General features: G+C 68.5%; 23 protein-coding genes. 12 read left to right on the top strand and 11 right to left on the bottom strand.

Annotated elements, in window-relative coordinates; all coding sequences use genetic code 11:
• Window positions 1-39: 39 nt before the first annotated feature.
• Together KIH31_RS16060 and KIH31_RS16055 are read right to left on the bottom strand one after the other, a co-directional pair.
• Window positions 40-984: an aldo/keto reductase gene (locus KIH31_RS16060; protein ID WP_214428148.1), complete on the bottom strand. Its 945-nt coding sequence runs from the start codon at window positions 982-984 to the stop codon at window positions 40-42.
• A gap of 55 nt (window positions 985-1,039) precedes the next feature.
• On the bottom strand, window positions 1,040-1,498 hold the full coding sequence (locus KIH31_RS16055; protein WP_214428147.1) for a very short patch repair endonuclease: 459 nt from the start codon (window positions 1,496-1,498) through the stop codon (window positions 1,040-1,042).
• Window positions 1,499-1,639: 141 nt separating this feature from the next.
• Between KIH31_RS16055 and KIH31_RS16050 the strand changes: the two genes are divergently transcribed.
• Together KIH31_RS16050 and KIH31_RS18220 are read left to right on the top strand one after the other, a co-directional pair.
• On the top strand, window positions 1,640-2,305 hold the full coding sequence (locus tag KIH31_RS16050; protein WP_307857682.1) for a DUF6318 family protein: 666 nt from the start codon (window positions 1,640-1,642) through the stop codon (window positions 2,303-2,305).
• The gene (locus KIH31_RS18220) at window positions 2,302-3,198 is read left to right on the top strand and encodes a hypothetical protein (RefSeq protein ID WP_250546111.1); all 897 of its coding nucleotides are present in this window, start codon (window positions 2,302-2,304) and stop codon (window positions 3,196-3,198) included. Before KIH31_RS16050 ends, KIH31_RS18220 begins: the two co-directional genes overlap by 4 nt.
• Before the next feature lie 30 nt (window positions 3,199-3,228).
• Here KIH31_RS18220 and KIH31_RS16040 read toward each other — a convergent pair whose 3' ends face one another.
• The 3 genes from KIH31_RS16040 to KIH31_RS16030 all read right to left on the bottom strand — a co-directional run bounded on the left by KIH31_RS16040 (window position 3,229) and on the right by KIH31_RS16030 (window position 8,703).
• The gene (locus KIH31_RS16040) at window positions 3,229-3,897 is read right to left on the bottom strand and encodes a GPP34 family phosphoprotein (protein WP_214428145.1); all 669 of its coding nucleotides are present in this window, start codon (window positions 3,895-3,897) and stop codon (window positions 3,229-3,231) included.
• A gap of 83 nt (window positions 3,898-3,980) precedes the next feature.
• Complete coding sequence (locus tag KIH31_RS16035) at window positions 3,981-5,000, bottom strand: hypothetical protein (RefSeq protein WP_214428144.1); 1,020 nt, start codon at window positions 4,998-5,000, stop codon at window positions 3,981-3,983.
• A 34-nt stretch (window positions 5,001-5,034) separates the two neighbouring features.
• Entirely contained in the window at window positions 5,035-8,703 is a 3,669-nt protein-coding gene (locus tag KIH31_RS16030) for a bifunctional RecB family nuclease/DEAD/DEAH box helicase (protein WP_214428143.1), read from the bottom strand.
• 189 nt (window positions 8,704-8,892) lie between these two features.
• On the opposite strand from KIH31_RS16030, the gene KIH31_RS16025 reads away from it, so the two are divergent.
• The gene (locus KIH31_RS16025) at window positions 8,893-9,432 is read left to right on the top strand and encodes a hypothetical protein (protein WP_214428142.1); all 540 of its coding nucleotides are present in this window, start codon (window positions 8,893-8,895) and stop codon (window positions 9,430-9,432) included.
• 8 nt (window positions 9,433-9,440) lie between these two features.
• Entirely contained in the window at window positions 9,441-9,719 is a 279-nt protein-coding gene (locus KIH31_RS16020; RefSeq protein ID WP_214428141.1) for a hypothetical protein, read from the top strand.
• A 75-nt stretch (window positions 9,720-9,794) separates the two neighbouring features.
• Here KIH31_RS16020 and KIH31_RS16015 read toward each other — a convergent pair whose 3' ends face one another.
• The gene (locus KIH31_RS16015) at window positions 9,795-10,544 is read right to left on the bottom strand and encodes a nuclease-related domain-containing protein (protein ID WP_214428140.1); all 750 of its coding nucleotides are present in this window, start codon (window positions 10,542-10,544) and stop codon (window positions 9,795-9,797) included.
• A 457-nt stretch (window positions 10,545-11,001) separates the two neighbouring features.
• Here KIH31_RS16015 and KIH31_RS16010 point away from each other — a divergent pair, with 457 nt between their 5' ends.
• The 3 genes from KIH31_RS16010 to KIH31_RS16000 all read left to right on the top strand — a co-directional run bounded on the left by KIH31_RS16010 (window position 11,002) and on the right by KIH31_RS16000 (window position 15,328).
• Window positions 11,002-12,402 carry an ammonium transporter gene (locus KIH31_RS16010; protein ID WP_374224894.1) on the top strand — a complete coding sequence of 467 codons (1,401 nt, stop codon included), beginning with the start codon at window positions 11,002-11,004 and terminating at the stop codon, window positions 12,400-12,402.
• Window positions 12,399-12,740: a P-II family nitrogen regulator gene (locus KIH31_RS16005; RefSeq protein WP_214428139.1), complete on the top strand. Its 342-nt coding sequence runs from the start codon at window positions 12,399-12,401 to the stop codon at window positions 12,738-12,740. Before KIH31_RS16010 ends, KIH31_RS16005 begins: the two co-directional genes overlap by 4 nt.
• 113 nt (window positions 12,741-12,853) lie before the next feature.
• Window positions 12,854-15,328 (top strand): Tex family protein, encoded by a 2,475-nt coding sequence (locus KIH31_RS16000; protein WP_374224893.1) that lies wholly within the window; start codon window positions 12,854-12,856, stop codon window positions 15,326-15,328.
• Window positions 15,329-15,353: 25 nt separating this feature from the next.
• Here KIH31_RS16000 and KIH31_RS15995 read toward each other — a convergent pair whose 3' ends face one another.
• Window positions 15,354-16,007 carry an aspartate/glutamate racemase family protein gene (locus KIH31_RS15995; protein WP_214428137.1) on the bottom strand — a complete coding sequence of 218 codons (654 nt, stop codon included), beginning with the start codon at window positions 16,005-16,007 and terminating at the stop codon, window positions 15,354-15,356.
• Window positions 16,008-16,153: 146 nt separating this feature from the next.
• A complete protein-coding gene (locus KIH31_RS15990) occupies window positions 16,154-16,819 on the bottom strand; it encodes a transglycosylase family protein (RefSeq protein ID WP_214428136.1) in 666 nt (221 codons plus the stop codon).
• A gap of 419 nt (window positions 16,820-17,238) precedes the next feature.
• Between KIH31_RS15990 and KIH31_RS15985 the strand changes: the two genes are divergently transcribed.
• A complete protein-coding gene (locus KIH31_RS15985) occupies window positions 17,239-18,234 on the top strand; it encodes an LLM class flavin-dependent oxidoreductase (protein ID WP_214428135.1) in 996 nt (331 codons plus the stop codon).
• A gap of 180 nt (window positions 18,235-18,414) precedes the next feature.
• Here KIH31_RS15985 and KIH31_RS15980 read toward each other — a convergent pair whose 3' ends face one another.
• On the bottom strand, window positions 18,415-19,050 hold the full coding sequence (locus KIH31_RS15980; protein ID WP_214428134.1) for a hypothetical protein: 636 nt from the start codon (window positions 19,048-19,050) through the stop codon (window positions 18,415-18,417).
• A 160-nt stretch (window positions 19,051-19,210) separates the two neighbouring features.
• On the opposite strand from KIH31_RS15980, the gene KIH31_RS15975 reads away from it, so the two are divergent.
• Both KIH31_RS15975 and KIH31_RS15970 read left to right on the top strand, forming a co-directional pair.
• A complete protein-coding gene (locus KIH31_RS15975) occupies window positions 19,211-19,993 on the top strand; it encodes a hypothetical protein (protein ID WP_214428133.1) in 783 nt (260 codons plus the stop codon).
• 73 nt (window positions 19,994-20,066) lie between these two features.
• Window positions 20,067-20,534 (top strand): hypothetical protein, encoded by a 468-nt coding sequence (locus tag KIH31_RS15970; RefSeq protein WP_214428132.1) that lies wholly within the window; start codon window positions 20,067-20,069, stop codon window positions 20,532-20,534.
• A gap of 3 nt (window positions 20,535-20,537) precedes the next feature.
• On the opposite strand, the gene KIH31_RS15965 is transcribed toward KIH31_RS15970, so the two are convergent.
• Both KIH31_RS15965 and KIH31_RS15960 read right to left on the bottom strand, forming a co-directional pair.
• Window positions 20,538-21,842, bottom strand: coding sequence for an MFS transporter (locus tag KIH31_RS15965; protein WP_214428131.1), 1,305 nt, complete (start codon window positions 21,840-21,842; stop codon window positions 20,538-20,540).
• Window positions 21,839-23,122, bottom strand: coding sequence for a M20 family metallopeptidase (locus KIH31_RS15960; protein ID WP_214428130.1), 1,284 nt, complete (start codon window positions 23,120-23,122; stop codon window positions 21,839-21,841). The genes KIH31_RS15965 and KIH31_RS15960 overlap by 4 nt, the downstream gene beginning before the upstream one ends.
• Window positions 23,123-23,271: 149 nt before the next feature.
• Here KIH31_RS15960 and KIH31_RS15955 point away from each other — a divergent pair, with 149 nt between their 5' ends.
• The gene (locus tag KIH31_RS15955; protein ID WP_214428129.1) at window positions 23,272-24,273 is read left to right on the top strand and encodes an Lrp/AsnC family transcriptional regulator; all 1,002 of its coding nucleotides are present in this window, start codon (window positions 23,272-23,274) and stop codon (window positions 24,271-24,273) included.
• 266 nt (window positions 24,274-24,539) lie between these two features.
• A complete protein-coding gene (locus tag KIH31_RS15950) occupies window positions 24,540-25,601 on the top strand; it encodes an FUSC family protein (protein WP_250546110.1) in 1,062 nt (353 codons plus the stop codon).
• The last annotated feature ends 39 nt before the right edge of the window (window positions 25,602-25,640 follow it).

Raw genomic sequence — 25,640 nt, 5'->3', positions numbered from 1 at the left:
GCGCTTTCGTGCGGCTTCTGCCACTGGGTGGAAGCGGCCTCAGGCGAAGGACTCCGAAGCGGAGTCCAGGGCGGCGGTTTCCTCCGCGGTGAGGTCCAGTTCGACGGCGGCGAAGAGGTCCGCCAGCTGCTCCACCCGGCTCACGCTGGCCAGCGGCGCAGCAACGGTGGGCTTGCTCCGGAGCCACGCGAGCGCCGTCGTCGTCAACGATGCCCCGCGGGCTTCGGCGACCGAGGAAAGCACGTCGATGACGCGGAGTCCGGCGTCGTTGAGGTAGTTGCCGGCGGCGCCGCTGCGGGCGGCCCCTTCAAGGTCGGCGGCGGTGCGGTACTTGCCGGTCAGGAAGCCGCTGGCGAGGGAGAAGTACGGGAAAACACTGAGCTTGTGGTCCTCCGCCACCGGAGCGAGCGTCTGCTCAAAGTTCCGGCGTTCCACAAGGTTGTAGTGCGGCTGCAGGGCCACCGGTGCTGCGAAACCGTTGCGCTCGACAATCGACATCCACTCATTGATCCGCTCCGCGGTGTAGTTCGAGATGCCGATGTAACGGACCTTGCCTTGCTGGACGAGGGAGTCCAGGGCGGCAATCGTTTCGATCAGGGGAGTCTCCGCGTCGTCGAAGTGCGCGTAGTAGAGGTCGATGTGGTCCGTGCGGAGGCGTTCGAGCGAGGCATCGGCGGCCTGGGCGATGTTCCGGGCGGAGAGGCCCCGGTAGTCCGGGTGCGTGCTGACCTTGGTGGCGATGACGACGTCGTCGCGGTTGCCGCGGGAGGTGGTCCACTCGCCGATGATCGTTTCCGACTCGCCGCCCTTGTGGCCGGGAGCCCATGCCGAGTAGCCGTCGGCGGTGTCGATGAAGTTGCCGCCGCGGGCGGTGAAGGCATCCAGCACACTCTCGCTGGTGGCCTGGTCCGAGGTCCAGCCGAAGGTGTTGCCGCCGAGGGCGAGCGGGAAAATGGTGAGGTCGGAGGTTCCAATAACGGTCATGCCGTTCCCTTCAAAGGATGGTCTGCTTTCACAGGGGCTAACTCGGCGCGGGCGGCTATTGTTCCGGAGCAGGAGGCACGACGTCGGCCGCGGAGTGCGCGCGGGCGTCGCCGAGGAACGTCCGGACTTCCGCCATGAGCGCCTCCTCGTTCCGCAGTTCGCATTCCCAAAGCGTGAGGACGCTCCACCCGCCGTCCTCCAGTTTCCGGCGCTGGTCGGCGTCCCGGGCGGCGGTGCGTTCGCGCTTTTGGAGCCAGAAGTCGGCGTTTGTCTGCGGGTGGTGCTGGCCGGCCTTGCAGTCGTGAAGGTGCCAGAAGCAGCCGTTGACGAAGATCACCTTGTGGCGGCCGGCGAACACCAGGTCAGGCCGGCCGGGGAGCTTCTTGTCGTGCAGCCGGTACCGGTAGCCGGCGGCGTGGATCAGCCGGCGGACGAGCAGTTCGGGTTTGGTGTTCTTGCCGCGGATCCTGGACATGTTGCGGCTGCGCGCCTCGGGGGTGAGGGAGTCAGCCATGGTTTAAGCGTAGCTTTGCCGAGGCGTGGCCTGCGGGGGCAGGGCGGTTTGCGGGTGTTGATAACCCTGTTGCTGGGAGTTTGCTTGGGTTACGCTGACAGCCATCTATCGTTCGGGGGATGAGCGAAACAGGGGGAAATCGTGGCATCTTCACGATGGTTTTTCTTCGGATGGCCCGCGCTGTTGCGCGCGGGCGCCGTCTCGGCGGGGGTCCTGTTGCTGGCGGGATGCTCCGGGGCGCCAGCCGCGGAGCCAAGTCCGCCCGGTCCATCCGCAAGTTCCCCCGCGTCATCGAGCCCGTCGCCGACGCCGACGGCGGCTGCGTCGCCGAAGTACCGTCCCGCAGACGCCAAGGGGCCCGCACAGAACGTGCCCCTGCCGGTGAAGCCGCCGCTCGCTGATGAGAAGAGCAAACAAGGGCTGGAAGCGTTCGCCCGGTACTGGTACAGCGTGTTCGGATATGCCTACGAATCGGGGGACTTCGTACCTTTGGCCGATATAACTGGCGCAAACTGCGCGCCCTGTAACCGTGCAAAGTCGGTTGTCGAAAGTTGGTATAGCAAGGGAGGGTGGACGGCCGGAGGCAGGTTCGACGTGGCCGGTGCGCAGAGCCGATTCGCTGAGACTTCTGCCGGGGGCTATCAGGTGATTGTTCAAACCAGACAGCATGCGCTTTTGTATTACCGGCACAACGGAACTCTGGACGAGAGCAATCCTCAGAGCGAATACATCACGGACATCATGGTCGCCCAATATTCAACTGGGCGATGGCACGCCGAGCTCGTGGAACACGTCCGCGGTGGATGATGAACAGATCCTCTCAAGGTTTGCGCGGTTTCTTCTGTCTGGTGTTACTCATTTTCTCAATGGTTTTGGGCACGCCCATCGCCGCAGCGGACGGGAGCAAGGGAAGTTGGAGCTCGCATGGTGCGGAGGTGGAAACCTGGGTACAAGATCCAACCAGTGGGTTGTGGGGAAGTTCGCCAGCAGCCGGCGCTGAAGATCCGGACAACTACAAGTTTGAATTGTTGTGTCTGGTAAAGCTCAATGATTTCGACAAGGCATGCCTAGCTAAATACGACTGCCCGGCAGCGGAGAATGGCCGACCTGTGCAATGGTTCCGGTCTCCCAAGGCTTTCGATCCTCCGAGTTGGCTGCCTCTCGGCGGAACCTCTTGCGTATATTCAGCAAAACCTCGAGACGTCATGGCAGAAATCGCTGCGGTCATCGAACACGCCTTTCGAGAGCTGCCTCTTCGACCCGGGCGCCTCAGCGCCCAGCCCAGCCCTCACACCCTCAGGGGAGCACAAACGAACTTTTTCATCGACGCAGTCACCCAAGACTTTGACATCCAACTGCTGGGGCAGAAGGTTCATGTTCATGCGGTTCCGGTGGAGTACAAATGGAACTACGGAGACGGCTCTTCTCTTGGCCCAGTTGCCTCTTCCGGAGGGTCACTCCCGCAGAACCGCTGGGGTGAGAAAACAAACACTAGTCACGCATACGGCGCCACGGGCGATTTCTCGGTTACTGCCACGACCTATTTCCAAGGCACATACTCTGTCAACGGTGGCCCTGAGCTGCCTATCCCGGGGACGGGGGAATTTTCCACCCCTCCCGTATCAATCAGCGTGTGGCGGTCGGTCACCCGTAACTATGCGGACAACTGTCTCCAGAACCCGCACGGCGCGGGCTGTTAGGCGGCCGTCCTTCGTGCCTGCGGCAACCCGCTAGCTGCCCCCGCCCATGTACACCACGACGAGCGCGGTGGAGACGGCAGCGGCAACCGCTTCAACCGCAGCTCTGGCCGAAGGGGACTGCCACGGACCTGCGACGATCTGGTTCACCCGTCCCTTCGGGGCGTCCGGAATGATTTTGCGCAGAAGGTCGCCGGCCTCCGCAAGTGCTATGAGGGCGGTCGTCCTGTCGTCGGGCCCCGGCGCGGCGCCCCCGGTCTCAGTTCCCGCCAATGCCCGCTGCAGGCGGCTGCGGATCTCGGCGTCGGCGTCGTGCTCCGATTCGGGGAACCGGTGGACGTGAATGAAACCGAGCACGGTTGAATCGGTCTCCTTGAGGATCCCCTTGTGCACGAGCCTGCGGCAGAGGTCCTCAGCCTGGCTCCGGTTCTGGAAGTGCTCCACCCACCACTGCGCGCGGCGGGGCTTGTGCTCGTCGGAAATGCGCAGCAAGTGGGTGGGATACGCGGTGTCCGAGGCGGTACCACTGGCCTGCACGTGGTCGTCGTGGATCTCGATGGCACCTTCCAGTGCGAGCTCCACCAGTACGGCGCCGGCCAGGATCAGGTGCAGAGTCTGAGCATCAATGCGCTTCTTCCCTGTCTCCCGGTGCAGGGAAAGGAGCATCAGTTCCTCGGGCAGGGTGAGCTGACCAGTTGCCATGATTCAGCTTAGAACCTGCAAAAGCCGGCAGGAATAGGCCGAAAGCCCGCCGTCGTGAAAGCCCGCCCTCGCGGGAGCCGCCCTTAGAAGTACCTGGGCTTCGGCTGCTTGTTCGGCGGCGGATCAAGCTGGTCCTGGATGATCGTCAGGCCTGTCTGGTACTCCGGCGAGTGGTACTCGGGACTGGCATGCCCCACGCCTTGGAGATCGTATTCGTAGAACGGGTTCTTCGGCAGCAGGCGGTGCCAGCCGCGCTTGGCCGAAGCCGCATCAACAATCGGGTCCTGCTCGTCGTACAGCAGGCCGATGCCCGTCGCCGGGGAAATGTTGCCGTGGTACTGCCGGGGGAACGCCTCCAGGAACTTCCCCTGCGAGGTGCGCAGCAGCACGCTGTTGTTGCTGCCATCGAGGGAACGTTCGATGCCTTGGGTCACGGCCTCGTACATGCCCCGTCCGTTCGGGTTCTGAACCCCGTCCATCGCGCCCACGGCCATCCGCCCCAGCACTCCGACGTACGGGCCCAGGTAGCCTGCCACGTCAATGAGCTGTTTATTCGCGTCCAACACGTCAAAGGAGCTGCTCGGGCTGGAGCCCATCACGATCATCCGCACCCGGTACCCGGCGTCCTCGAGCATCGGTGCGAGCACCGTCGCGACCATGCCGCCGAAGCTGTCCCCGTAGAGGTAGATGTCGCCGATCCGCCTCTTGTTCGCGTCGTTGTAGATGGCGACGAAGAGCTTGTCGATATCGATGCCCTCGTTGGAATACCCCACGTAGGACGCGGGGGCCCGCTCGTTCATGGCCGGTTGCAGGCCCTTGAGCTTGGCACGTACCGCCCGGTTGGGAACCTGGTAGCCGCCCAGGAGGTACCAGGCGGAGCTGGGGAAGCGCAGTGCCGCGAAGCGGTTCTCGTCGTTATCCGGGGTGATCACCTCGAACGAGGTGTTCTCCGTGATGATGTACTCGAGCGAAAGGTTGGTGCCGAAGAACGCCATCGCCAGCGTTGCCGCACTGCCCGCGATGAAGCGCCGTCGGCTGATATCCGGGACCGGTCCTGCTGTTTTCCGCGCCTTCCGGTAGGACCGCCCGCGCTGCTGGAACATTGTTCTTTGAGCATCCCGCTGTCGGGGCTGCTGGTCAATGGCGGCCGGCACGCAGGTGTTCCCTTTCGGCCCGGTGCCGCCGCTCGAACTCCGGGTCCGTGAGCACGGGCGAGCTGCGCGGCGCGGTTTCGGAGCTTCCGGACGCGCACAGGCCGATGAACGCCCCGAGCTCTTCGAGCCCCTCGGGGCGGGTGGGCAGGTACGCCGTCAGCTCGGGGGAGCGCACGACGACGGCGCACCACTGGGCGCGGGAGACGGCCACGTTGACTCTGTTGCGGGAAATCAGGAACTCCATTCCGCGCGGCACCTCCCCGGGAGCCGACGCGGCAAGGGACACGATCACCACGGGTGCCTCCTGGCCTTGGAACTTGTCCACCGTCCCCACCGGCACCTTGTCCCAGCCGGCGTCGGCCAGCGCACGCCGGATCAGCTGCACCTGCGCGTTGTACGCCGCGACCACGAGGATGTCCCCCTGTTCCAGCGGCCGAGGTCCAGCGTCGGGGCCCGGCGTCCAGGGCAGCTCAATCAGCTTCTGCACTTCACGGACGACGGCGCGCGCTTCCTCCGGCGAGGACGTCGCGTTGCCGCGGTGCTCCACCCACAGGCAGTGCACGCCGGGGGCCACGCCGGACAGACGGCGCTCCGCGGTGCAGGGGTCGGCGCTCAGCCGGTCATCGTAGGACAGGTGCGAGACCGCGGCGGCGAGCACCGGGTGCATGCGCCAGGTGGTGGCCAGGAAGTAGCCGAGGTCGGCAGGCAGGGTGTTGTGCCCCTGCGAGAGCCAGCCCAAAGCGGAGGTGTCCACGGGTTCCGGGTGCGTGCCCTGCGTGACCTGGGGGAGTTGCTGCGGGTCCCCCAGCAGCAGCAGCCGCTTAGCTGCCCGGGAGACCGCGACGGTGTTGGCGAGCGAGTACTGGCCGGCTTCGTCGATCACCAGCAGGTCGAGTTCCGCGTCGCCGAAGCGCTTCGCGTTGGCAAAGTCCCAGGCTGTGCCCCCCACCACACCCGCCCCCTCGTCGAGGAAGGCGCGGAGGGCGGCGTCGTTCTTCAGCCAGGTCCACGGGACGTCGGCCGGGGTGGAGCCGTTGGAAGGCTTCTTCCCCACCCGGTGCGCGGGAACCCCCGCCTTGCCGGTGAGGGCCGAAAACATGTTCTCGATCACGGCGTGCGACTGGGCGACCACGCCGACCTTCCAGCCGCGCCCGACGAGGTCGGCGATGACGTGCGAGCCCACATGCGTCTTCCCCGATCCGGGAGGCCCCTGCACGGCCAGGTAGGAGCTGTCGAGGTCCGCCACCGCCGCGGTGATGGAGGGGATGTAGGCGCCGTCCTCCGCCACCGGGAGGGCATCCAGCGAACGCAGCCGGGGCGCGCGCCGCCGGAGGATGTCCAGCGCCGGGTTGTCAGGAAGAGCGGGGAGCCCGTCGCCCACGCTCCGGGCAAGGGCGGCAATCGACTCCCGCTGAGCGTTCGTGGGGATCGGGCTGTTGGGCGTCAACGCCATTGGCGTCGCCGCGAACGGCTCGCATCCCTTGGGCAAGCGCTCCCGAAGGACGACGACGTCTTTGCCGTCCTCGACGCCCACCTCGAGGATGTCCGCGCCGAAGAAGCCGTCCCGCCGGGTGCGTCCGTCATTGGGCCGCGGCGGCTCGGCGGGGAGCTGCGCGTCGTACATCGAGAAGACCTGCAGCCCAGGCTTGACCTCGGACCCGTCCGCCCAGGAACCGGCCAGCCTCACGGTTCGTGCGAGGCTTTTCTTCCCGGTCGGGACGGACCAGTTCTCCACCACTCGCGCACTGTCCGCCACGAAAACGTCCCGGGTGTCCTGCCATTCGCCGACGTCGGCGCTGAGCCGGTCGAAGTGCGCCCACCAAAACTGCTTCTCCTCGCGCCGGTGGTGCCCGGTCGCGGCGGCCAGCAGGGCGAGCGCTTCGTCGTCGGCTCCCAGCGGCCGGTGCGCCGCGGCCGCCTCCTCCCGGGCATGGCTGACGCGCTCCAGCAGAACGGCCTCGGCAGGCCCGGGCTCATCCGGCGCGGTTTCCGGCACGGGTGTTCCGGTTTCAGCGGCCGCAGGCGTCACTTCGTGCGGGAGGATGTCGCGCTCGCGGGCGTGCCGCACCAGCCAGTCCCGCAGCTTGAGCGTGGAGAGGCAGTCGTAGGTGTTGTAGTCCTCGATGCTGGCGAGCACCTCCGCCGCCTCCTCGGTGCGCTCGGCGTCCCGCGCTTCGCAGTAGAGGGCGTAGGCGACCACCGAGGCGCCGGCATCCTTGACGTCCCCGGTGCGCAGGTGCGGGCCCATGTACAGCGGTTCAAGCGACTTGATGCTGTAGGAGTGCGCCGAGATGCGCACGCTGTGCCGGACCACGTTGTAAAGGTCCACCAGCACGCCGTCGCGCAGCAGGCCGTCCACCGCATCCTCGCCCGTGCCGTGGCGCAAGGACAGCCGCCGGAGGGCGGCCTTTTCGTAGTTGGCGTAGTGGTAGATGTGCATGTCCGGGTAGCGGGAGCGGCGCTCCGCCACGTACGCGAGGAAGTCGAGCAGCGCCTGGCGTTCCTCGGCACGGTTGTGCGCCCAGAATGCCCTGAATTCGGGGGCGTGCCCCGGCGACGCAGGCGCTTCCATCACTCCGAACAGATACTCCAGCCCCCAGTCGGCGGAGCCGGATTCGGTCCACAGGGGGTCCCCTTCGAAGTCGAAGAAGATGTCGCCCGGGCTCGACGGCGGCAGGGTGGCAAGCGTGTTCTCCGCCAGGAAGCTGAAGGCGACGCCCCCGGCCGACCCGTCCGCGGGGCCCGTTCCGGTCTGCATCCGCGCCTGCTCCCTCAGCCGTACCAGGGATCCCGCACTCGGCTGCGGCAGTTCCAGCGATGCGAGCGCCTCGATCGTCGGAACGCCCTGGGTGATGAGTTTCTTGCGCCGCGACAGGCTCATTCCTGCCACCATCAGCAGGTCGCGGGTCTTCTGCACCTGTTCCTTGCAGACGTCACAGCGGCCGCATGCCGTGTACCGGGGATCGCCCCATTCGACCGCGAGCGGCTGCCGGCGGTGGGCATCGAGGATGGTCAGCAGCCGCTGCCTCCGCTCCCGGTAAACGGGCAGGATGTCCGCGAGCCGGTGGGTGGTGCTGCTGCCGTCCCCAAGGATCAGGTGCACCGTGGGCGCCGTCGGGATGCCCGCCTGCTGCAACTGGTCTCCGTACGCGGCGAGCTGCAGCAGCGCTGTGACCTTGGCATGCCGGGCGAGCTTGGTGTCGTACACCGCGTACCGTGCCCCGCCGTCGTCGGCGGTCTTGACGAGGAAGTCCGACCGCCCGTGAAAGCTGCCGTCAAAGAAGGAGCCCTGGAAGACGACGTCGGCGCCCGCACGCAGGGCAGTCAGGGTCTGCCCGTGCTTGGCGGAAAGCGCAGCCCGGGTCATGGCAGCTGCTGGCTCGATTTCGTACACGCCCCGGCCGGCCGCGGGATCCCACCGCCCGTACTCGGCGACGAAACCTTCCAGCACACGGAGTTCGTGCGCGTCGCCGAGCCGGGCGGTCCGCTCGAGCATCTTGTCCTCGACGGCGGGAAGCTTCTCTCCACGGCCGAGCTTGTCATCCAGGGTGCGCAGCACGGCGTATTCGCAGACGGCCGCGGCGACCAGGTCGCTGGCGGAGAAGACCAGATCGGGGTGAGCCCCCGGGGTCTCCGAGGTGAGCAGAAACATCGTGCCTCCTGCCGCTTGGCTCAGCTGTCGGCTGCGGGACGGCTGTACAGCGAATCTATCAGCAGGGCCCGACAGGTTCACAGGAGGCGGGAGTGAGCGCAAAGCCCCGCGTATTGCGCACCAGTAAGCATGCTGACTATTCTGGGGTGATCTAAGTCCGCAATGAGGCAACACGCAACAGGAGGAACCATGGCAGGCAATTTGTTGGCACGGTCAATGCACGACTTGAGCGCGGCCGCGTGGTTCGGCGGCTCCCTGATGGGAGCGGTTGGGCTCAACGGCGCCGCAGCGGCCGCTAAGGACCCGAAGGAGCGCACGAGGCTCTCGACCCTGGGCTGGGCCAAGTGGGCTCCCGTTCAGACGGCGGCTTTCGCAGTCCACGCGGTGGGCGGCATCGGTCTGATTCTCGGCAACAAGGGCAGGCTCGCCTCCCAGGGCGGCGCGCAGGCGAACACGATCATCAAGAGCGCAGTGACGCTCGCTGGTATGGCCCTGACGCTCTACTCCGGCATGCTGGGCAAGAAGGTTGGCAAGCTGGCCGACGAGGGCGCCGAGGGCGCGACCGAGCCGAAGTCGGGCGCATCGGCCGAGCTGCAGGCAGCGCAGAAGCAGCTCAAGATGCTCCAGTGGGCGCTTCCGGCGGTCAGCGGGCTCGTTATCGTGCTCGGTGCCCAGCAAGGGGAGCAGCAGCGCCCGACGAACATTCTCGACAGTATCCGCAAGCGATAGGAGCACCGATGGGCAGGCATAGCGCAGACACCGAACCGGACGCCAGGTCCGGCGCCGCCGGCAGCGAGGTTGTAAGCGGTGCCGCCAACGACGCCGCCGACGGGGATCCGATCATCGCGCAGGCGGTCGACCAGGACACCGCCGCAGCACAGGTCCCCGATCTCCAGGGGGCTGAAAGCAGCGCCCCGGCGGCCGCGCCGGGTGGGGCGGCCGGGCCCGCCGAGGAGCTGGACAAGAAGACGCCGGACGACCGCGGATTGACCACCAACACGGACTCCAGCGAGTAGCGCTTTCGGCAACGAAAGAGCGGCCGGGCGTCTGCCCGGCCGCTCTTTCGCCTGCCGATCTTTTCCTGTGCCGTGTCAGCGGGCCACGCGGGCGAGCAACGGCGGGAGCACCGCCGCCGCCACGCAAAACACGGGGACTGCGAGCAGCCAGGCCGATCTGATCCGGCGGGCGCGGCGCACTGCCGCGTGCAGGGCCCGGAACTGCGGTGCGACGGCTGTCCCCGCGGCTTTCGCCGGGGCGGAGATGCGCCAGGTTTCCGGCCGTTCCGCCACCGAGGCAATCCTCCGCACCTGCTCGGGGGAGAGCAGCGGATCGCGCCGTTTGAGCCAGCGCAGCAGCCCGTCGGCGGTCACCACCGCCACCTCCTGCGTGCACTCGCGCACGCTTAGCTTCCCGGAGCCAAGGACAAGCACCAGTACCCCCTTGACCGGCACGGACTGTCCGGCCGCGTCCGAGAGCAGGCGGGACGCCCGCTTCGCTTCGTACGCGGCGTTGCGCAGATGCGGCTGCTTCTTGCCGGCGACCATGAGCGTGCGGTTGACGACCCACACGTACTGCCCGGAATGGTTCTTGGTGTTGAGGGTGTACACCCCGGACGGCCCGATCAGCACGTGATCGATGTCGGCCGTTCCCGCACCCACGGGCACCGCATGCAGCACCGTCCATTCCGGGCCCAGCCCGGCCAGGAGCGCCCCGACGGCTATTTCGCCCAGGGCGCCCTTGTACCAGGAGACGGCCTCTGGCGGGAGCGGACTCGCGCCGAAGAGGCGTGCCGGCCAGGGCCGGGGACGTGCGAGCCGCTGTGCCCTGAGGACCTCGGTCATCACCGCCTGCCCCGGGATCCTGGCGCGGAGGCCGGGCGGGGCGGCGTCGCCGTCGTCGGCCCTGCCCCCTGCGTGTCCGTCTGCTCGGTGTTGGTCTGCTCTGTGTTGTCCTGCTCCGTGTTGGTCTGCTCTGCCCGGAGGCAGCATCGGTCCCGTCATTCTTCCCCCCCAAAAAAGATGCTCACCCCGTGCGAATGCTTCGCGCAGGGGAAGAGGCCCTGAAGCCCTAGCAACATTTAGCACAGGACCTCCGACAACCAGCCGGCGTGCGTTGTCCGAAACGCGGCGGAAACACTGCCGACTCGCAGATTTTACCGTGGTGTGACGCACGTAACACAGCTGTTGCATTGCGGTCCGTCAGCGGAAACGTGTGCTGATTAGCCTCGATGGACGGGGGACGCCTATTTCCGGTCTCGCAGGGTCGCCGCAAGGCACCCGACCTCGAGGGAGGTTCAGGATGCACTACTTTCTGATGACTGTCCGGATGGACACCGCCGCGCAGACGCTGGACCCGGGCGCCACCGCCTGGATGCTCGCAGCGTCCGCCCTGGTGCTCCTGATGACGCCCGGCCTGGCATTCTTCTACGGCGGCCTGGTCCGGATGAAATCCGTACTGAACATGATGATGATGAGCTTCGGCGCGATGGGCGTCGTCGCCGTGGTCTGGGCGCTCTGGGGCTACGGGATGGCCTTCGGCCCCGACTCCCTGGGCGGCTGGGTGGGCGACCCGTTCGCCAACTTCGGCCTGCATGGGCTCACCGCCAGCATCGGGGACAACGCGCCGGGCCTCCCGGACATGGTCTTCATCGGTTTCCAGGCCACTTTCGCCATCATTACCGTGGCCTTGATCAGCGGCGCGGTGGCCGAGCGGGTGCGGTTCGGGCCCTGGCTGCTGTTCTGTGCCCTGTGGGTGACGCTGGTTTATTCGCCGATCGCGCACTGGGTCTGGGGCGGCGGCATTTTCGGCGCGACCGGCATCATCGGCAGCAAGATCGCGGCGCTGGACTTTGCCGGCGGCACGGTGGTCCACATGAACGCCGGAATGGCCGGTCTGATGCTGGCCGTCATCCTCGGCAAACGGCTGGGCTTCATGAAGGACCCGAACATCCGCCCGCACAACCTGCCGTTCGTCATGCTCGGCGCCGGCCTGCTCTGGTTCGGCTGGTTCGGCTTCAACGCCGGCTCCGAACTGGCGGCGGACGCCACGGCGAGCCTCGCCTGGGTGAACACCCTCGTCGCCACCAGCGCCGCGCTGCTGGGCTGGCTGCTGGTCGAGCGGATCCGCGACGGCCACGCCACCTCGCTCGGCGCAGCATCGGGAGCCGTGGCAGGCCTGGTAGCGGTCACCCCTGCCTGCGGCTTCGTGGACCCGGTCGGGGCGATCCTGATCGGGGCTATCGCCGGTGCGGTCTGCGCGCTGGCGGTGTCGCTGAAGTTCAGGCTGGGCCTGGACGACTCGCTCGATGTTGTCGCCGTCCACTTCGTCGGAGGCCTGTGGGGGACCCTCTCGCTCGGGTTCTTCGCGGTGCCTTCCAGCAAGACGGCCGGCGGCCTGTTCTACGGCGGGGGGCTGGCCCAGTTCTGGCCGCAGATCCTCACCGCGTTGATTGTCACGGTGTGGACGGCGCTGATGACGACCCTTATCGGCTTCGCGATCCACAAGACGGTGGGCATGCGCGTCTCCGAGAACAACGAGGCCTCCGGCATCGATGTCACGGAGCACGCCGAGACGGCCTACGAGCTGATCACCACCGGGGGCACGTTCCGTCCCGACGGGCAGCCCCGCCCCGAGCCGGTGGAGGACTCCGTAACCGTCAGCGGTGCCCACGCCGCGCCGCGGAAGGTGCCGTCGACATGAAGCTGATCACCGCCATCGTCCGCCCGGAAAAGCTCGACGACGTGCGCCAGGCGCTGGAGGACGCCGACGTGCAGGGCCTGACGGTCAGTGAAGCGAACGGCTACGGGCGGCAGCGCGGGCACACCGAGTTCTACCGCGGGGCGGAGTACACCTCGGACATGCTGCCGAAGGTTCGGGTGGAAATCCTGGCCGACGACGACGAAGTGGACCGCCTGGTCGACGCCGTCCTGGCCAGCGCGAGAACGGGAAAGGTCGGAGACGGCAAGGTCTGGACCATCCCGGTTGAGGAAGCCGTCCGGGTGCGCACCGGGGAGCGCGGCGAGGCAGCCATCTTCTAACCCCTGCAACTCTGCCCGCCGATGATGCGCAAACCCGCGAATCGGGGGTCCGGTGGCGCCCAGTTGGACCATCGGCGGGCAGAGTCGGCGGCAGATGAGGCAAAATGGCAGGCGTGACTGAACCTGCTTTGCCCTCTTCCGCCGCCGCTCCCCGCACTCCGGCCGCCGGCCCGGATGCCCGCATTTTCGCCCAGATCGCCGAGGAACTCGGGGTCAAAGCCTGGCAGGTGAAGGCCGCCGTGGACCTGCTCGACGGCGGGTCCACCGTCCCCTTCATCGCGCGCTACCGCAAGGAAGTGACCGGCACGCTGGATGACACCCAGCTGCGCGAGCTTGAAGAACGGCTGCGCTACCTCCGCGAGCTCGAGGACAGGCGCGCGTCGGTGCTGGAAGCGATCGCAGCGCAGGGCAAACTCACTGCCGAGCTCGAGGCGTCCATCCTCGCCGCGGATACCAAGGCCCGGTTGGAGGACATTTACCTGCCCTTCAAGTCCAAGCGGCGCACCAAGGCGCAGATCGCCCGCGAAGCCGGGTTGGAGCCGCTCGCCGATGCCCTGCTGGCCCATCCCGGTCTCGACCCGGAGACCGAAGCCTCCGGCTACCTCAACCCCGAGCACGCCGTCACCGACGCTGCGGCCGCGCTGGCCGGAGCCCGCTCCATCCTGGTCGAACGCGTGACCCAGGATGCCGACCTTGCCACCGATCTGCGCGAAAGGCTCTGGAAGCAGGGCCGGATGCGTTCGACCGTTCTTCCCGGCAAGGAAGCCGAGGGCCAGAAGTTCGCGGACTACTTCGACTTCTCGCAGGACCCTGCCGGCATGCCCTCGCACCGGGTGCTCGCCCTGCTGCGCGGCGAGAAGGAGGGTGTCCTGGCGCTGGACCTGCTCGAAGCGGACCCTTCTGACAGTGAGGAATACGCCGCGGCGCGCACCCGGTTCGAGAGCGCCGTTGCCGCCCGCCTGGGCATCGCCGGGGAGGGACTGCCCGCGCACGTCTGGCTCCGCGGCACCGTGCAGGCGGCGTGGCGCCGGCTGCTGGTGCGCCTCTCGCTGGACCTTCGCTCGCGGCTGTTCGCCGACGCGGAGGACGAGGCGGTGCGCGTGTTCGCAGCCAACCTGCGCGATGTGCTGCTTGCCGCCCCGGCAGGCAACAAGGCCACCCTCGGCCTGGACCCGGGCCTGCGCACCGGGGTGAAGGTCGCCGTCGTCGACGGCACCGGCAAGGTGGTCGCCACCGACACGATCTACCCGCACGCGCCGGCGAAGAAGTGGGACGACTCCCTCGTGACGCTGGCGAACCTGGCCAAGAAGCACCAGGTGGACCTCATCGCGATCGGGAACGGCACAGCGTCGCGCGAAACGGACAAGCTGGCCACCGAGCTGATCAAGCTCCTGCCCGCCAAGCCTGACGGGCACAAAATCCAGAAGCTCGTCGTCTCGGAGGCGGGAGCCTCTGTCTACTCGGCGTCGGCCCTCGCCGCGGCGGAACTGCCGGGCATGGACGTCTCGCTGCGCGGCGCCGTGTCGATCGCCCGCCGGCTGCAGGACCCGCTGGCCGAGCTGGTAAAAATCGACCCCAAGTCGATCGGCGTCGGCCAGTACCAGCACGACGTCACCGCCACGAAGCTCGAACGCTCGCTGGACGCGGTGGTCGAGGACTGTGTGAACGCCGTGGGGGTCGACGTCAACACGGCGTCCCCGGCACTGCTGGCGCGGGTGGCCGGCGTCGGGACCCTGCTCAGCGAGAACATTGTGGCGCACCGCAACGAACACGGCCCGTTCAGCAAGCGCTCCGACCTGATGAAGGTGCCCCGGTTGGGTGCGAAGGCGTTCGAGCAGTGCGCGGGCTTCCTGCGGATCACCGGGGGAGCGGAGCCGCTGGACGCCTCCAGCGTGCACCCGGAGTCCTACGGCGTGGCGCGGAAGATCCTCAAGGCTGCCGGCGCGGACATGGCCACCGTCGCCCGCGGCGGCCGGTCCCTGTCGGCGCTGGACGCCAAGGAGTTCGTCGACGACACGGTGGGTCTGCCGACTGTGCGGGACATCATGGCCGAGCTGGAAAAGCCGGGCCGGGACCCGCGCCCCAGCTTCACGACGGCGTCCTTCTCGGAGGGAATTGAGAAGATCTCGGACCTGCAGCCGGGCATGGTGCTCGAAGGCACTGTCACGAACGTGGCGGCGTTCGGCGCGTTCGTCGACGTCGGGGTGCACCAGGACGGGCTCGTGCACATCTCGGCAATGTCGAACAAGTTCATCTCCGACCCGCACGAAGTGGTCAAGTCCGGGCAGGTCGTCAAGGTGAAGGTGCTCGAGGCGGACCCGGACCGCAAGCGCATCTCACTCACGCTCCGGCTCGACGACGACGCCGCCCCGGCCGGGCGCGGCCGGAACCAGGGGGCCGCTGAAGCCCGCGGCCCCCGCCAAACGGGTGGCCGTCCGAACGGGGCCGGCGGGAACCAGGGCAGCCGGAGTCAAGGCGCTCGGAACCAGGGCAGCCGGGGCCAAGGCGGCCGGAACCAGGGCAGCCAGCCCGCACCTGCCGAGGGGGCCATGGCGGAGGCGCTGCGCCGGGCGGGTCTGGCGAAGTAGCAGGCCCGGGAACCGGGGGCCGGCGTCAGGCGGTGACGAGTTCGCGGCTGGCGGCGCCGGCGGCGACCATGGCGCCGGCCGCCATCACGGCGTCGACGACCGGCAACCCGAGCCGGCGCCGCAGTTCGGCGGCCATCCCGATGCTCGTCAGGCCCGTGCTGGCCTGCACAATGACCTCGGCGCCGGCGGCAGCAAGGCGTTCGGCAGCGTAGATGGTCTCGAAGACCCCGGTGGGGGTGAGCAGCTGCGTGGTGCGCTCCACCCCTTGGGCGCCGTCGACGTGGACCAGCCGGTCCCCGAGCAGCTGCGGGATCGGGCTCGCCGTCGAGGAGCTCAGGCCCAGCACCCCCACGGCGCCCCCGAATGTGAGGGCCGCCGCGGCGGCGGACGCCCCGGCACCGATCACCGGCACGGGGACCCTCCCGCGGGACTCGGACAGGCCCGGATCCGCCGTGCAGCTGATGATGATCGCGTCCACGTCCGGGGCGAGCTCCTCGGCCAGGTCGGCGACCTTGGGCGCCGCCGCTGCGCGGGAGCCGGCGTCGTACACGCCATGGGGCTGGCCCTCGATGCACTTCGAGATGACGTGGAAGCCGAAGGCACGTTCCAGCGCGCCGCCGTGGGCGTGCAGCAGCCGCGGGTCGGCCGTGGTCAGTGCCCGGATCAGTCCGATACGCATGTAAGTACCCCTGTTCGTGCGCGCTTGCTGTTCTTGGCTTCGACGCTACGGGCTGAATGTTTCGGCGGAATGTCAGGGAAGCAACGAAAAAGCGCCCCCGCTCCGGTGGGAACGGGGGCGCTTCCGCGCTGGCGCTGCTGCGGTTGTTAGGCAGGCAGCTGAAGCGTCTGACCGGTGAAGATCAGGTTCGGGTTGCTGATGGTGTCCGTGTTGGCGTCGGCCAGCTTCTGCCAGCCGCCGGGGACGTTCAGCTTCTCAGCGATCTTGCTGAGGGTATCGCCGGCCTTGACGGTGTAGGTCTTGCCGCTCAGCGCGACCTTGGCCACGTGGCGGGCCTGCAGCTGGGCCTGGGGCGCAGCCTGGACCGGAGCCTGCACGGCCGGTGCGGCCGGAGCCTGGACGGCGGGGGCCTGGGCCGGGATCTGGGTGACGGGAGCGCTGCTCTGGACCTGCACGCCGCCGGTGGCGCCGCCGCTCAGTCCGATCTTCGCCGAGCAGGCCGGCCAGGCGCCCCAGCCCTGTGCGGCCTGGACCTTCTCTGCCACGGCAATCTGCTGGGCCTTGCTGGCGTTGGCCGCCGAGCCGGTCCCGCCGAATGAGCTCCACGTGCTCTGGCTGAACTGCAGGCCACCGTAGTAGCCGTTTCCGGTGTTGATGCTCCAGTTGCCGCCGCTCTCGCACTGGGCAATCTGGTCCCAGGTGGAGGTCGGGGTGGCTGCATTCGCCGAGGTGGCGGTCAGGCCGACGCCCGCAGCGGAAAGAGCAGCAAGAGCAATGCCGCCGCCGGCGCGGCGCAGTGTTGACTTCTTCATGGTGGTTGGATGCTCCAAGGGGTCACCAGCGCTCGGCCCGTCCCCGGACGTCGTCGCGCCGCTGCCCACCCCTGACGAATAGAGGTCGTGTCGGTGTCTGCATGTTCGGGCAGCGGGGGTGAAAGCAGCACCGGGCATTTCTCACTGCACGCGGTCTGGGCCGGGCAGAGTTGTAACCGCCCGTCAACCGGGCATTCACCTACCCTAGGGCAGTCGGCGATCGTTGCCAAATCGAGACAATCGGCCGGCGTGTCGGGCCCGCGAGCCGCGCGAATGCGTGCTGCACAGCCCCCGGAAATAGTCCGTGTGGCAACCGCGTTGCACCCAGAGTGGCTGTGCACGACGGCGCGGCCCGCTTGGCTGGCCGGTTACCGGCGCAAGCCCTCCAGTGTAGACGAACCCGAAAGGCTGGCTTTTCGATGGCTGTTCCCTTGTCCATCCTCGACCTCGCATCAGTTGGAGAAGGCGAAACCATCCGCGAATCCTTCGACGCCAGCGTGGAACTCGCCCGCCACGCCGAGCAGTGGGGCTACCGGCGGATCTGGTACGCCGAGCACCACAACATGCCCTCCATCGCGTCCTCGGCCACGAGCGTGCTGATCGCCCACGTGGCGGCCCACACCTCGACAATCCGCCTCGGAGCCGGTGGCGTCATGCTGCCCAACCACTCGCCCCTCACAATCGCCGAGCAGTTCGGCACTCTCGAAACCCTGCACCCGGGCCGGATCGACCTGGGGCTGGGGCGCGCGCCGGGCAGCGACCAGACGACGATGCGCGCCCTGCGCCGGGACCCGTCGTCGTCGGACAGCTTCCCGCAGGACGTGCTCGAACTGCAGGGCTACCTGACCGGGAACACCCGGATCCCGGGAGTCGACGCCACCCCGGGCAAGGGCACCAACGTGCCGCTGTACATCCTCGGTTCCTCGCTGTTCGGGGCCAGGCTGGCGGCCGCGCTGGGCCTGCCGTTCTCGTTCGCCTCGCACTTCGCTCCGGCGGCACTGGAGGATGCGGTGGCGATTTACCGCCGCGAGTTCCAGCCCTCCGAGCAGCTGGACAAGCCGTACTTCATCGCCGGGATCAACGCCATCGCGGCGGACACCGAGGAGGAAGCGCTGGTCCAGTCCGAGACTGCCGCCCACCGGATGATCTCGCTGTTCTTTGGCCGCGGCAAGACGCTCTCCCGCGACGAGTCGAGCATGATCCTCGAGTCCCCGGCAGGGCAGCAGATGCTGCAGATGCGCCGCTACTCGGCGGTCGGCACGCCGGACCAGGTCCTGCAGACCCTGGACCGCTTCGCCGAGCACGCCCAGGCGGACGAGCTCATCGTTGCTACCCAGTCGCCGACCGTCCAGGAACGCCTGCGCTCGTACGAGCTGCTCGCCGACGCCGCCGCGCTGGCGCCCGCCCGCAGCTAGGGCGACAGGGCAACCCGGGGTAACCGGGGCTGCGATAGGAACTTGGACCGGCGTTAGCGGAATTTCCCTAACGCCGGTCCAGGTTGCTCACGCGGCGGTCCAGGTTGCTATCGCAGCTGTCCGGACTGCTATCGGGCCCGTCCGGATTCCTATCGCTGCGGGCCAGCGGGCCGGAGGCGCCTACTCGCCGTCGGGGAACTTGAATGTGCTGGGGAGGGGTGACGGGGCGGTGCCGTAGGCGAGCACGATCTCCTGGTGCGCCTTGAGCTGCACGTCGCGGATGCTGCCGGACTGCTTGGCGCCGTTGACGTAGACCGTCCAGCCGTCCGTGCCGCCGTGCGGGGAGCCCGGGGTCTGGTTGGAGCCGTCCAGGACGCCCCATTCGGTCAGGACCTGTCCGAGCGTGTAGCGCTGGCCGGTCTGCGCGGCCTCGATGTGGACGACGCCGTCGGGCTCGTGCGTGTGCAGGGCGGAAATCCCGTCCGCCTTGCCGTCGGCGCCGACGCTGAAGCCGATGCCCGGCGGGACCGCGACCGGCTTGCCGTCGACGAACACGTCAAGATGGGCGTGGTAGTGCTCGGCGCTGCCCTCCATGTTGAGCACGCTCAGCCCGGCCGCCTTGATCCGGCCGGTAGCGCCGGCGGTGTCGAGTGCCCAGCCGCTGTCGGAGGCAGAGGCGCTCGAGGAGCCGGCCGCCGCGGAGGACGACGGGGCTGAGGCGGACGACGACGGCGTCGCCGCGGGCGATGCCGAGCAGCCTGACGCTGCGGCAGCAAAAATGGAGAAGGCGGCGGCCAGCAGGACTCGCTTGTTCATTCGGAGTGCATCAACTTTCAGTCGGCGGGAGCCTGCGGCGCGTGCGCCAACCGCAGAGCCCGGGAATGCGGCGCGCAGGACACAAAACGGACATGATCGCGCAAACCGGTCCGGTCTGATTCTATTGGCTTGTCTGTTTCGGTCTCACCCTTAGGAAATCATGACGCCCCAGCCTGTCACGCGCGCGCGCAAAATCCGTACTGCCGCCGCGGCCGCCGCCATCCTCGCCGCCATGGGCATCGTGCCCGCCGCCATCGTCAACTCCCAGCTCCCCGACCATCAAGGGGACGCACCGGCCTTCGCGGCAGCCCCGCAGTCGGCGGACTTGGAACTGGCGAAGGCCACGACCAAATCGAAGCCGAAACCCAAGCCGAAGCCGAAAGCCGCCCCCAAGCCCGCGCCCAGGCCGGTCGCGGCCCCGGCGGAACGCATCGTCCGGACCGCCTACACCACTGCCTACACCTGGTTCGACAACACCCCGGCCGGCTCGGCCGTCATCTCCAACCCGGTCCTGCACAGGACAGCGGGCGGCACCGGGACATACGCGGATCCGGTGACGATCGCCGTCGGGCACTCCATCATCAACGGCAGGGACATCCTCGACTACCCGGCCGGCACCCGTCTGTACCTGCCGGACGTGCGGCGCTACTTCATCGTGGAGGACACCTGCGGCGACGGGCTGCACCCGCAGTACGGGCCCTGCCACGCGGGAGTGAACGCGGACGGCTCGGGGTCCACCATCTGGCTGGACCTGTGGATCGGCGGCCAGAGCGGCACCGCTGGCAGTGCCGATGACTGCGCGAGCACGGTGACCGACGGCGACGGCCAGTTGCACACCGTGGTCTTCAACCCGGCCGCGAACTATGCTGTCGCCGCCGGGTCCGGTGTGTTCCACAACGGCCGGTGCGACGCCGGTTACGGCAACACCCTGGTCCGCAGATAGCTCCCGTTGCCCGGCCCTTTGCCGGTGCCGTAGCGTCGTCAGCAGGCGCGGGACCGAGCGTGAGGAGCAGGGCATGTCGCTGATCAAGGGAATCGTCAACGGGGCGGTGGCCGGAGCCGCGGGAACAACGGCACTGAACGCCGTGAGCTACCTCGACATGGTCTGGCGGGCCCGCCCGGCCAGCAGCACGCCCGAGGAATCCGTGAAGCGGCTGGCGGCGAAAACCGGAGTCGGGATCCCCGGCGACGACGATGAGCGCACCAACCGCATCGCCGGCCTCGGCCCGCTGCTGGGCATCGCCACGGGGCTGGGGGTCGGGGCGGTGCTGGGTGCGGCGGCGAGCCTGGGCGTGCGCACCGGTCCGCTGCGGACCGTGCTGCTGTCCTCGGCCGCGGCGATGACGGCGTCGAACGTCCCGATGACGGTGCTTGGGGTGACGGACCCGCGCAGCTGGAGTGCCCAGGACTGGGCGAGCGACGTCCTCCCGCACTTGGCGTACGGAGCCGTCACCGCCCACGTCCTGGAGCACCTGCCGAAGTAGGCCCTACTCGGTGTCCGCAGCCAGGTCCTTGCCCTTGGTTTCCGGGATGGTGAACACCACGGCAGAGCTGACCAGCAGCAGCACCACGGTGTAGATGTTGAACGCGTTCGCACCCACGGTGGAGCCGAGCCAGGTCTGCAGGTACGGTGCGGTGCCGCCGAAGAGCGCCACGCAGATGGAGTACGGCACGCCCACGCCGACGGTCCGGATGCTCGTGGGGAACATTTCCGCATAGACCGCCGGGACGATCGCGGTGGCGCCGCCGATGAAGAGCAACATCACGGACTGGGCGATGAACAGGTTCACCGGGGAGCTGTTGAGCATCCAGTTCATCGGGAAGAACAGCACCGCGCAGCCACCGCCGCTGGCCCACATCACGGGCTTGCGGCCGATCCTGTCCGAGAGCTTGCCCCAGAACGGCAGGGCCGCCAGGAACACCAGGTTCGCTCCGACGCTGGCCCAGAGTGCGGCCCCGCGGTCCACGCCGAGCTGGGTGGACGCGTAGGTCGGGGCGACGATGGCCCAGACGTAGTACGTCACGGTCAGGCCGACGGTCAGGCCGATCACCTGGAAGGCCTGCTTGCGGTGGCGGACGATCTGCGGCCAGATCTTCTCGTGCTTGACGGTCGGAGCTTCCTCCTCGAAGATCGCGGTTTCCTTCATCCGGATCCGCATGACCAGCGCGTACAGGCCGCCGGCCGCGCCGATCAGGAAGGGCACGCGCCAACCCCAGGCGTTCATGTCCGCCTTGCTCAGCGACAGCGCCAGCACGGCGCCAAGAAGTGTTCCAAAGAGGTTTCCGAGGGTGCCGGAGAAGTAGATCAAGGTGGCCCAGTAGCCGCGGTGTTCCCGCGGAGCGATCTCCGAGAGGTAGGTCTGCGACGACGGCAGCTCGCCGCCGTGGGCCAGGCCCTGCAGCAGGCGCGCGGCGAGCAGGATGAACGAGGCGAAGACGCCGATCATGCCGAACGTCGGGGTGATGGCGATCATCAGGCTGCCGACGGCGGCGACGCCAACCGTGGCGGTCATCGCCGTCTTGCGGCCCACCTTGTCCCCAAGCCAGCCGAAGAGCAGACCGCCGAGCGGCCGGGCGAGGAAGCCGACGGCGAAGACCGCCAGGGTGGCCAGGATGGCCGACGTCGGGTTCGCGTTGTTGAACAGCTGTCCCGCGAAGAACGGTGCGAACGTGGCGTAGATCGCCCAGTCGAACCATTCACCCGCGTTGCCGATGCCGGTGGCGATCAGGGTGCGGCGGCTGCTCCGCGGGGCGGCGACCGACGTCGTGCCGGCAGCGGTGGTGTTGGTCATCGGGTCTCCTCGGGAGCGGCCGGGTCGGCGGCGGGGGTGGTGGAGGCTGAGCCGGCGGCGAGCCGGTCGAGGCGGCGGGCGGCCAGTTCGGCGTACAGCGTTGCGCCGTCGGCGAGCACGCCGTCGTCGAAGCTGGCATAAGGGGAATGGTTGAAGGCGGCGTTGGCGTAGTCGCTGCCGGGAGCCGACGCGCCCAGGCCGATGAAGCTGCCGGGGACGGCCTCGAGCACCCGGGAGAAGTCCTCGGAGCCGCTGATCGGGATGGCCCAGCGGCTGTGCCGCTGCTCGCCGAAGAGCTCGTCGACGACGGTCTCCACGTAGGCGGTTTCATCCTCGTCGGTAACCGTGACCGGGTACTCCCTCCGGTAGTCGACGTCGACGTCCACGCCGTGCGCCGCGGCGATGCCCTTGAGCAGGCGCGGGACGGCAGCCATCATCTTCTCCTGCGAGGCCTCGGAGAAGGTGCGGATGGTGGCTTCGAAGCGGGCCGTGTCCGGGATGATGTTGCGCTTGGTGCCCGCGTTGATCACGCCCACGGTGAGGACCACCGGGTCGAACATGTTGAACTGCCGGGTGACCATCACCTGCAGGGCGGTGACCATTTCGGTGAGCACGGGGACAGGGTCCTTGGCGTTGTGCGGGGCGGAGCCGTGGCCGCCGGCGCCGAGCACGGTGACGTTGAGCCCGTCCGAGGCGGACATCATGGTTCCGCGCTTGGTGGCGAAGACGCCGTGCGGCTCCAGGCCGGCGAAGACGTGCATGCCGTAGGCCGCATCGACGCGGCGGCCGGCGGCGTCGAGCACCCCTTCGCGGATCATTACGCCCGCACCGTCAAAGCCTTCCTCGCCGGGCTGGAACATGAAGACGACGTCGCCGGCGAGCTTCTCCCGGTTCGCGGCGAGCATGTGCGCGGCGCCGATCAGCATGCTGGTGTGCAGGTCGTGGCCGCAGGCGTGCATGGCGCCGTCGATGGTGGAGGTGAATTCCGCGCCGGTTCGCTCCTGTACGGGCAGGGCATCCATGTCCGCCCGCAGCAGGACGGCGGGGGCCGAGTCACCCGAACCGTTGCCCGAACCTGCCGCGGCGCCGCCGCGCAGCACCGCCGTGACGGAGGTGCAGTCGCTTCCAAGCGTGATGTCCAGCGGGAGGCCGGTCAGGGCGGTCAGGACCTTTTCCTGGGTGCGCGGCAGCACCAGGCCGATCTCGGGTTCCCGGTGCAGCTGGTGGCGCAGGACGGCGAGGTCGCCGGCGAGTTCTGCGGCGTCTGCGGTCACGGTCATGGGTGTGTCCTCCAAAAGGGTGCTCAATGCAGTGTGCTCTGGCACACAGTGACACTTATTGTTGTTCCGCGCGCACAACCGGCCGCGAAATCCCTTGGAATCTGCATTCTGATCGCCCATGATGGGGAAAACGCTCAACCGGAGGTGTCGTGGAGGTTTCCGAGGAAGACTTCGAGCTGGTCAATGCCCTGCAGATGGCGCCGCGGGCCACCTGGACCCAGCTCGGCGCGGTGCTGGACCGGCATCCTTCCACCCTGGCCGCGCGGTGGGAACGGTTGCGCGCCGCGGGGGTTGCCTGGGTGACCGCCCACCCGATGGGCGATCCGCTGCAGATGTCACTGTCCTTTTTGGATGTGCAGTGCGAACCCGGCCGCCGCGCGGATGTGGCCGCGTCCCTGTGCCGGATCCCCGACGTCGTCAGCGTGGAGGAATGCTCCCGCAGCCAGGACCTGATGCTGACGGCCATCACGCCGTCCCTGACGGCGCTGGGCGAAATGATCTACCCGCAGCTGGACGCGGTCGAGGGGCTGGTCCGCTACGAGACGTTCTTCTGTACCGACCTGCACGCCGGGGGCTACGCCTGGCGGCTGAACGCGCTCAGCCCCGGCCAGCGGCAGCAGCTCAAGCAGTTCCGGCCCGCGCCGGCGGGGCCGCCCGGCACGCTGCCGCCGAGCTTCCGCGCGATCATCCAGGTGCTTAGCCGCAACGGCAGGGCGACGGCGGCGGAGGTTGCGGCGTCGGCCGGGCTGCACCCCGCCACGGCGCGACGCCAGCTGCAGCGGATCCTGGCCAGCGGCACTCTGTCCTTCCGCTGCGAGATCGCCCAAAGCGTGACCGGGCACCCGGTGACCTGCCAGTGGCGCGGCCGGCTGCCGGCAGTGGACCACCAGGAGGCTGCGCGGATCCTTTCCGGCTTCGGGTCCATGCGGCTGTGCGCGTCGACCACCGGCAGCAGCAACTTTCTGTTCAGCATGTGGCTGCGCAACGCGGCGGACATCATGCGCGTCGAGCGCGCGGTGGGGGAGCAGGTCCCGCGGTTCGAGCTGAGGGAAAGCGTCGTGGTGACGAACGCCCCCAAGCGCGTCGGCTGGGTGCTTGGCCGCGACGGGACGGCAACCGGCGAGGTGGTCCCGCCGGGGGAGGTGTGGTGAGGGGGTTCGGCTGGACGCACCGCGGGCCGCATCACCGCGGCTGCATAAAGGAAGCGTTAAGACGCGCGTGTAGATTGGCGCCCGCCGGTCCGCAGCACGTAGTGTTCTTTGAGGCGGCGGTCCCATCCCCCAATAGGGGTCGCCGCCTTTTTCATGCCTTTTTCGAGGTCCGTTTCAAGGCCGGGGTGCTCCGGCTGCAGGCCCCTTTGGTCCGGACCCTGGCTCGGCCCTGGTTCGGACGCGGATGCCCCCGGCGGTATCCTTGGATGGTGAAACGAGTCCTGATCCACGCGAAAGACCTCGCCCGGATCGGACCCTCGCAGGGCGACCATCTTCCGGCCCTGCGCGTGGCGCTGGGGGTCAGCGTGCCGCTGGTGCTGCTGCTGCTCCTGGGCCGGCCAGACTTGTCCATTTACGCCGTTTTCGGGGCCTTCACCGGCATGTACGGGCGGGCGGACCGGCACCGCCGCCGGCTGCGGCACCAGACCAAGGCAGCATTGCTGCTCACTGCCGGGCTCACCGTCGGCGTATGGCTCTCCGTGCTGCAGGTCCAGGGCTGGATACTGGTCGCGGTCGAGGCGCTCTTCGCCGTCGTCGGGTCCTTCGCGGCGGACCGTGCCCGGCTCAAACCGTCGGGCCCGTTCTATTCGATCTTCGCGCTCGGGGCCTGCGCCTCCGTGCCCACGACCATCCCGGCGTGGCTGGCGACGGCCATCTGCGCCGGGTCGGCACTCTTCTCGATCCTGGTCGGCTCCGCCGGCGCGCTCCGGGAGCGCGCGGCGCGGCTCCGGAGCCACGCGAACGGCCAGGTGCGGCGGCCTCCCGCGCCGGTAGCCCGCCGCAACTGGCCGCTCGCCGCACGCTCAGCCGCCGCCGTCCGGGTGCACGCCTTCCGGTACCTGCTCGCCGTCGGCACCGCGGGAACGCTCGGCGTGCTCGGCGGGGCGGGTCACGCCAACTGGACGATGGCCTCCGCCGCCGTGCCCCTCGCCGCCGCCAACCGCAGGGGCCGCATCCATCGGGGTATCCACCGCGTGGTCGGTACCCTGCTCGGAGTGGCCCTGACAGCGCTCTTGCTGCTGCCGGGCTTCGACAGCACCGGGCTGACGGTCCTGCTGATGCTGCTGCTGTTCCCGACCGAGCTCTTCATGGCCCGGCACTACGGCATGGCGATGATGTTTTTCACCCCGGCGATCCTGCTGATGAGCCAGCTGGCGCACCCGATCAGCCGCTGGGTCCTGGTGGCGGACCGCGGCATGGAGACGGTGCTGGGCGCCGCGGTGGGCATGCTGGTCGCCGTCGCCGTCCGCGAGCCCCGGGCCGCTTAGCCGGGCCGAGCCCCGAAGCCCCGGAACGCCTACCCGGGC

Source organism: Paenarthrobacter sp. DKR-5 (genome assembly GCF_018531425.1).
Taxonomy (GTDB): Bacteria; Actinomycetota; Actinomycetes; order Actinomycetales; family Micrococcaceae; genus DKR-5.
The sequence above is the reverse complement of the archived record's forward strand: the minus strand, read 5'-3'. Positions and strand labels throughout refer to the sequence as shown.

Bases quoted from the DNA above. Each gene is read 5' to 3' on its own strand.
- KIH31_RS16035 (WP_214428144.1), bottom strand. From the start codon at position 5,000: ATGTTCCAGCAGCGCGGGCGGTCCTACCGGAAGGCGCGGAAAACAGCA.
- KIH31_RS15995 (WP_214428137.1), bottom strand. From the start codon at position 16,007: ATGCGTATCGGACTGATCCGGGCACTGACCACGGCCGACCCGCGGCTG.
- KIH31_RS15960 (WP_214428130.1), bottom strand. From the start codon at position 23,122: ATGACCGTGACCGCAGACGCCGCAGAACTCGCCGGCGACCTCGCCGTC.
- KIH31_RS15990 (WP_214428136.1), bottom strand. From the start codon at position 16,819: ATGAAGAAGTCAACACTGCGCCGCGCCGGCGGCGGCATTGCTCTTGCT.
- KIH31_RS15980 (WP_214428134.1), bottom strand. From the start codon at position 19,050: ATGAACAAGCGAGTCCTGCTGGCCGCCGCCTTCTCCATTTTTGCTGCC.
- KIH31_RS18220 (WP_250546111.1), top strand. From the start codon at position 2,302: ATGATGAACAGATCCTCTCAAGGTTTGCGCGGTTTCTTCTGTCTGGTG.
- KIH31_RS15985 (WP_214428135.1), top strand. From the start codon at position 17,239: ATGGCTGTTCCCTTGTCCATCCTCGACCTCGCATCAGTTGGAGAAGGC.
- KIH31_RS16055 (WP_214428147.1), bottom strand. From the start codon at position 1,498: ATGGCTGACTCCCTCACCCCCGAGGCGCGCAGCCGCAACATGTCCAGG.
- KIH31_RS15970 (WP_214428132.1), top strand. From the start codon at position 20,067: ATGTCGCTGATCAAGGGAATCGTCAACGGGGCGGTGGCCGGAGCCGCG.
- KIH31_RS16030 (WP_214428143.1), bottom strand. From the start codon at position 8,703: ATGTTTCTGCTCACCTCGGAGACCCCGGGGGCTCACCCCGATCTGGTC.
- KIH31_RS15950 (WP_250546110.1), top strand. From the start codon at position 24,540: ATGGTGAAACGAGTCCTGATCCACGCGAAAGACCTCGCCCGGATCGGA.
- KIH31_RS16025 (WP_214428142.1), top strand. From the start codon at position 8,893: ATGGCAGGCAATTTGTTGGCACGGTCAATGCACGACTTGAGCGCGGCC.
- KIH31_RS15965 (WP_214428131.1), bottom strand. From the start codon at position 21,842: ATGACCAACACCACCGCTGCCGGCACGACGTCGGTCGCCGCCCCGCGG.
- KIH31_RS16005 (WP_214428139.1), top strand. From the start codon at position 12,399: ATGAAGCTGATCACCGCCATCGTCCGCCCGGAAAAGCTCGACGACGTG.
- KIH31_RS16060 (WP_214428148.1), bottom strand. From the start codon at position 984: ATGACCGTTATTGGAACCTCCGACCTCACCATTTTCCCGCTCGCCCTC.
- KIH31_RS16015 (WP_214428140.1), bottom strand. From the start codon at position 10,544: ATGACCGAGGTCCTCAGGGCACAGCGGCTCGCACGTCCCCGGCCCTGG.
- KIH31_RS16040 (WP_214428145.1), bottom strand. From the start codon at position 3,897: ATGGCAACTGGTCAGCTCACCCTGCCCGAGGAACTGATGCTCCTTTCC.
- KIH31_RS16020 (WP_214428141.1), top strand. From the start codon at position 9,441: ATGGGCAGGCATAGCGCAGACACCGAACCGGACGCCAGGTCCGGCGCC.
- KIH31_RS15975 (WP_214428133.1), top strand. From the start codon at position 19,211: ATGACGCCCCAGCCTGTCACGCGCGCGCGCAAAATCCGTACTGCCGCC.
- KIH31_RS16010 (WP_374224894.1), top strand. From the start codon at position 11,002: ATGCACTACTTTCTGATGACTGTCCGGATGGACACCGCCGCGCAGACG.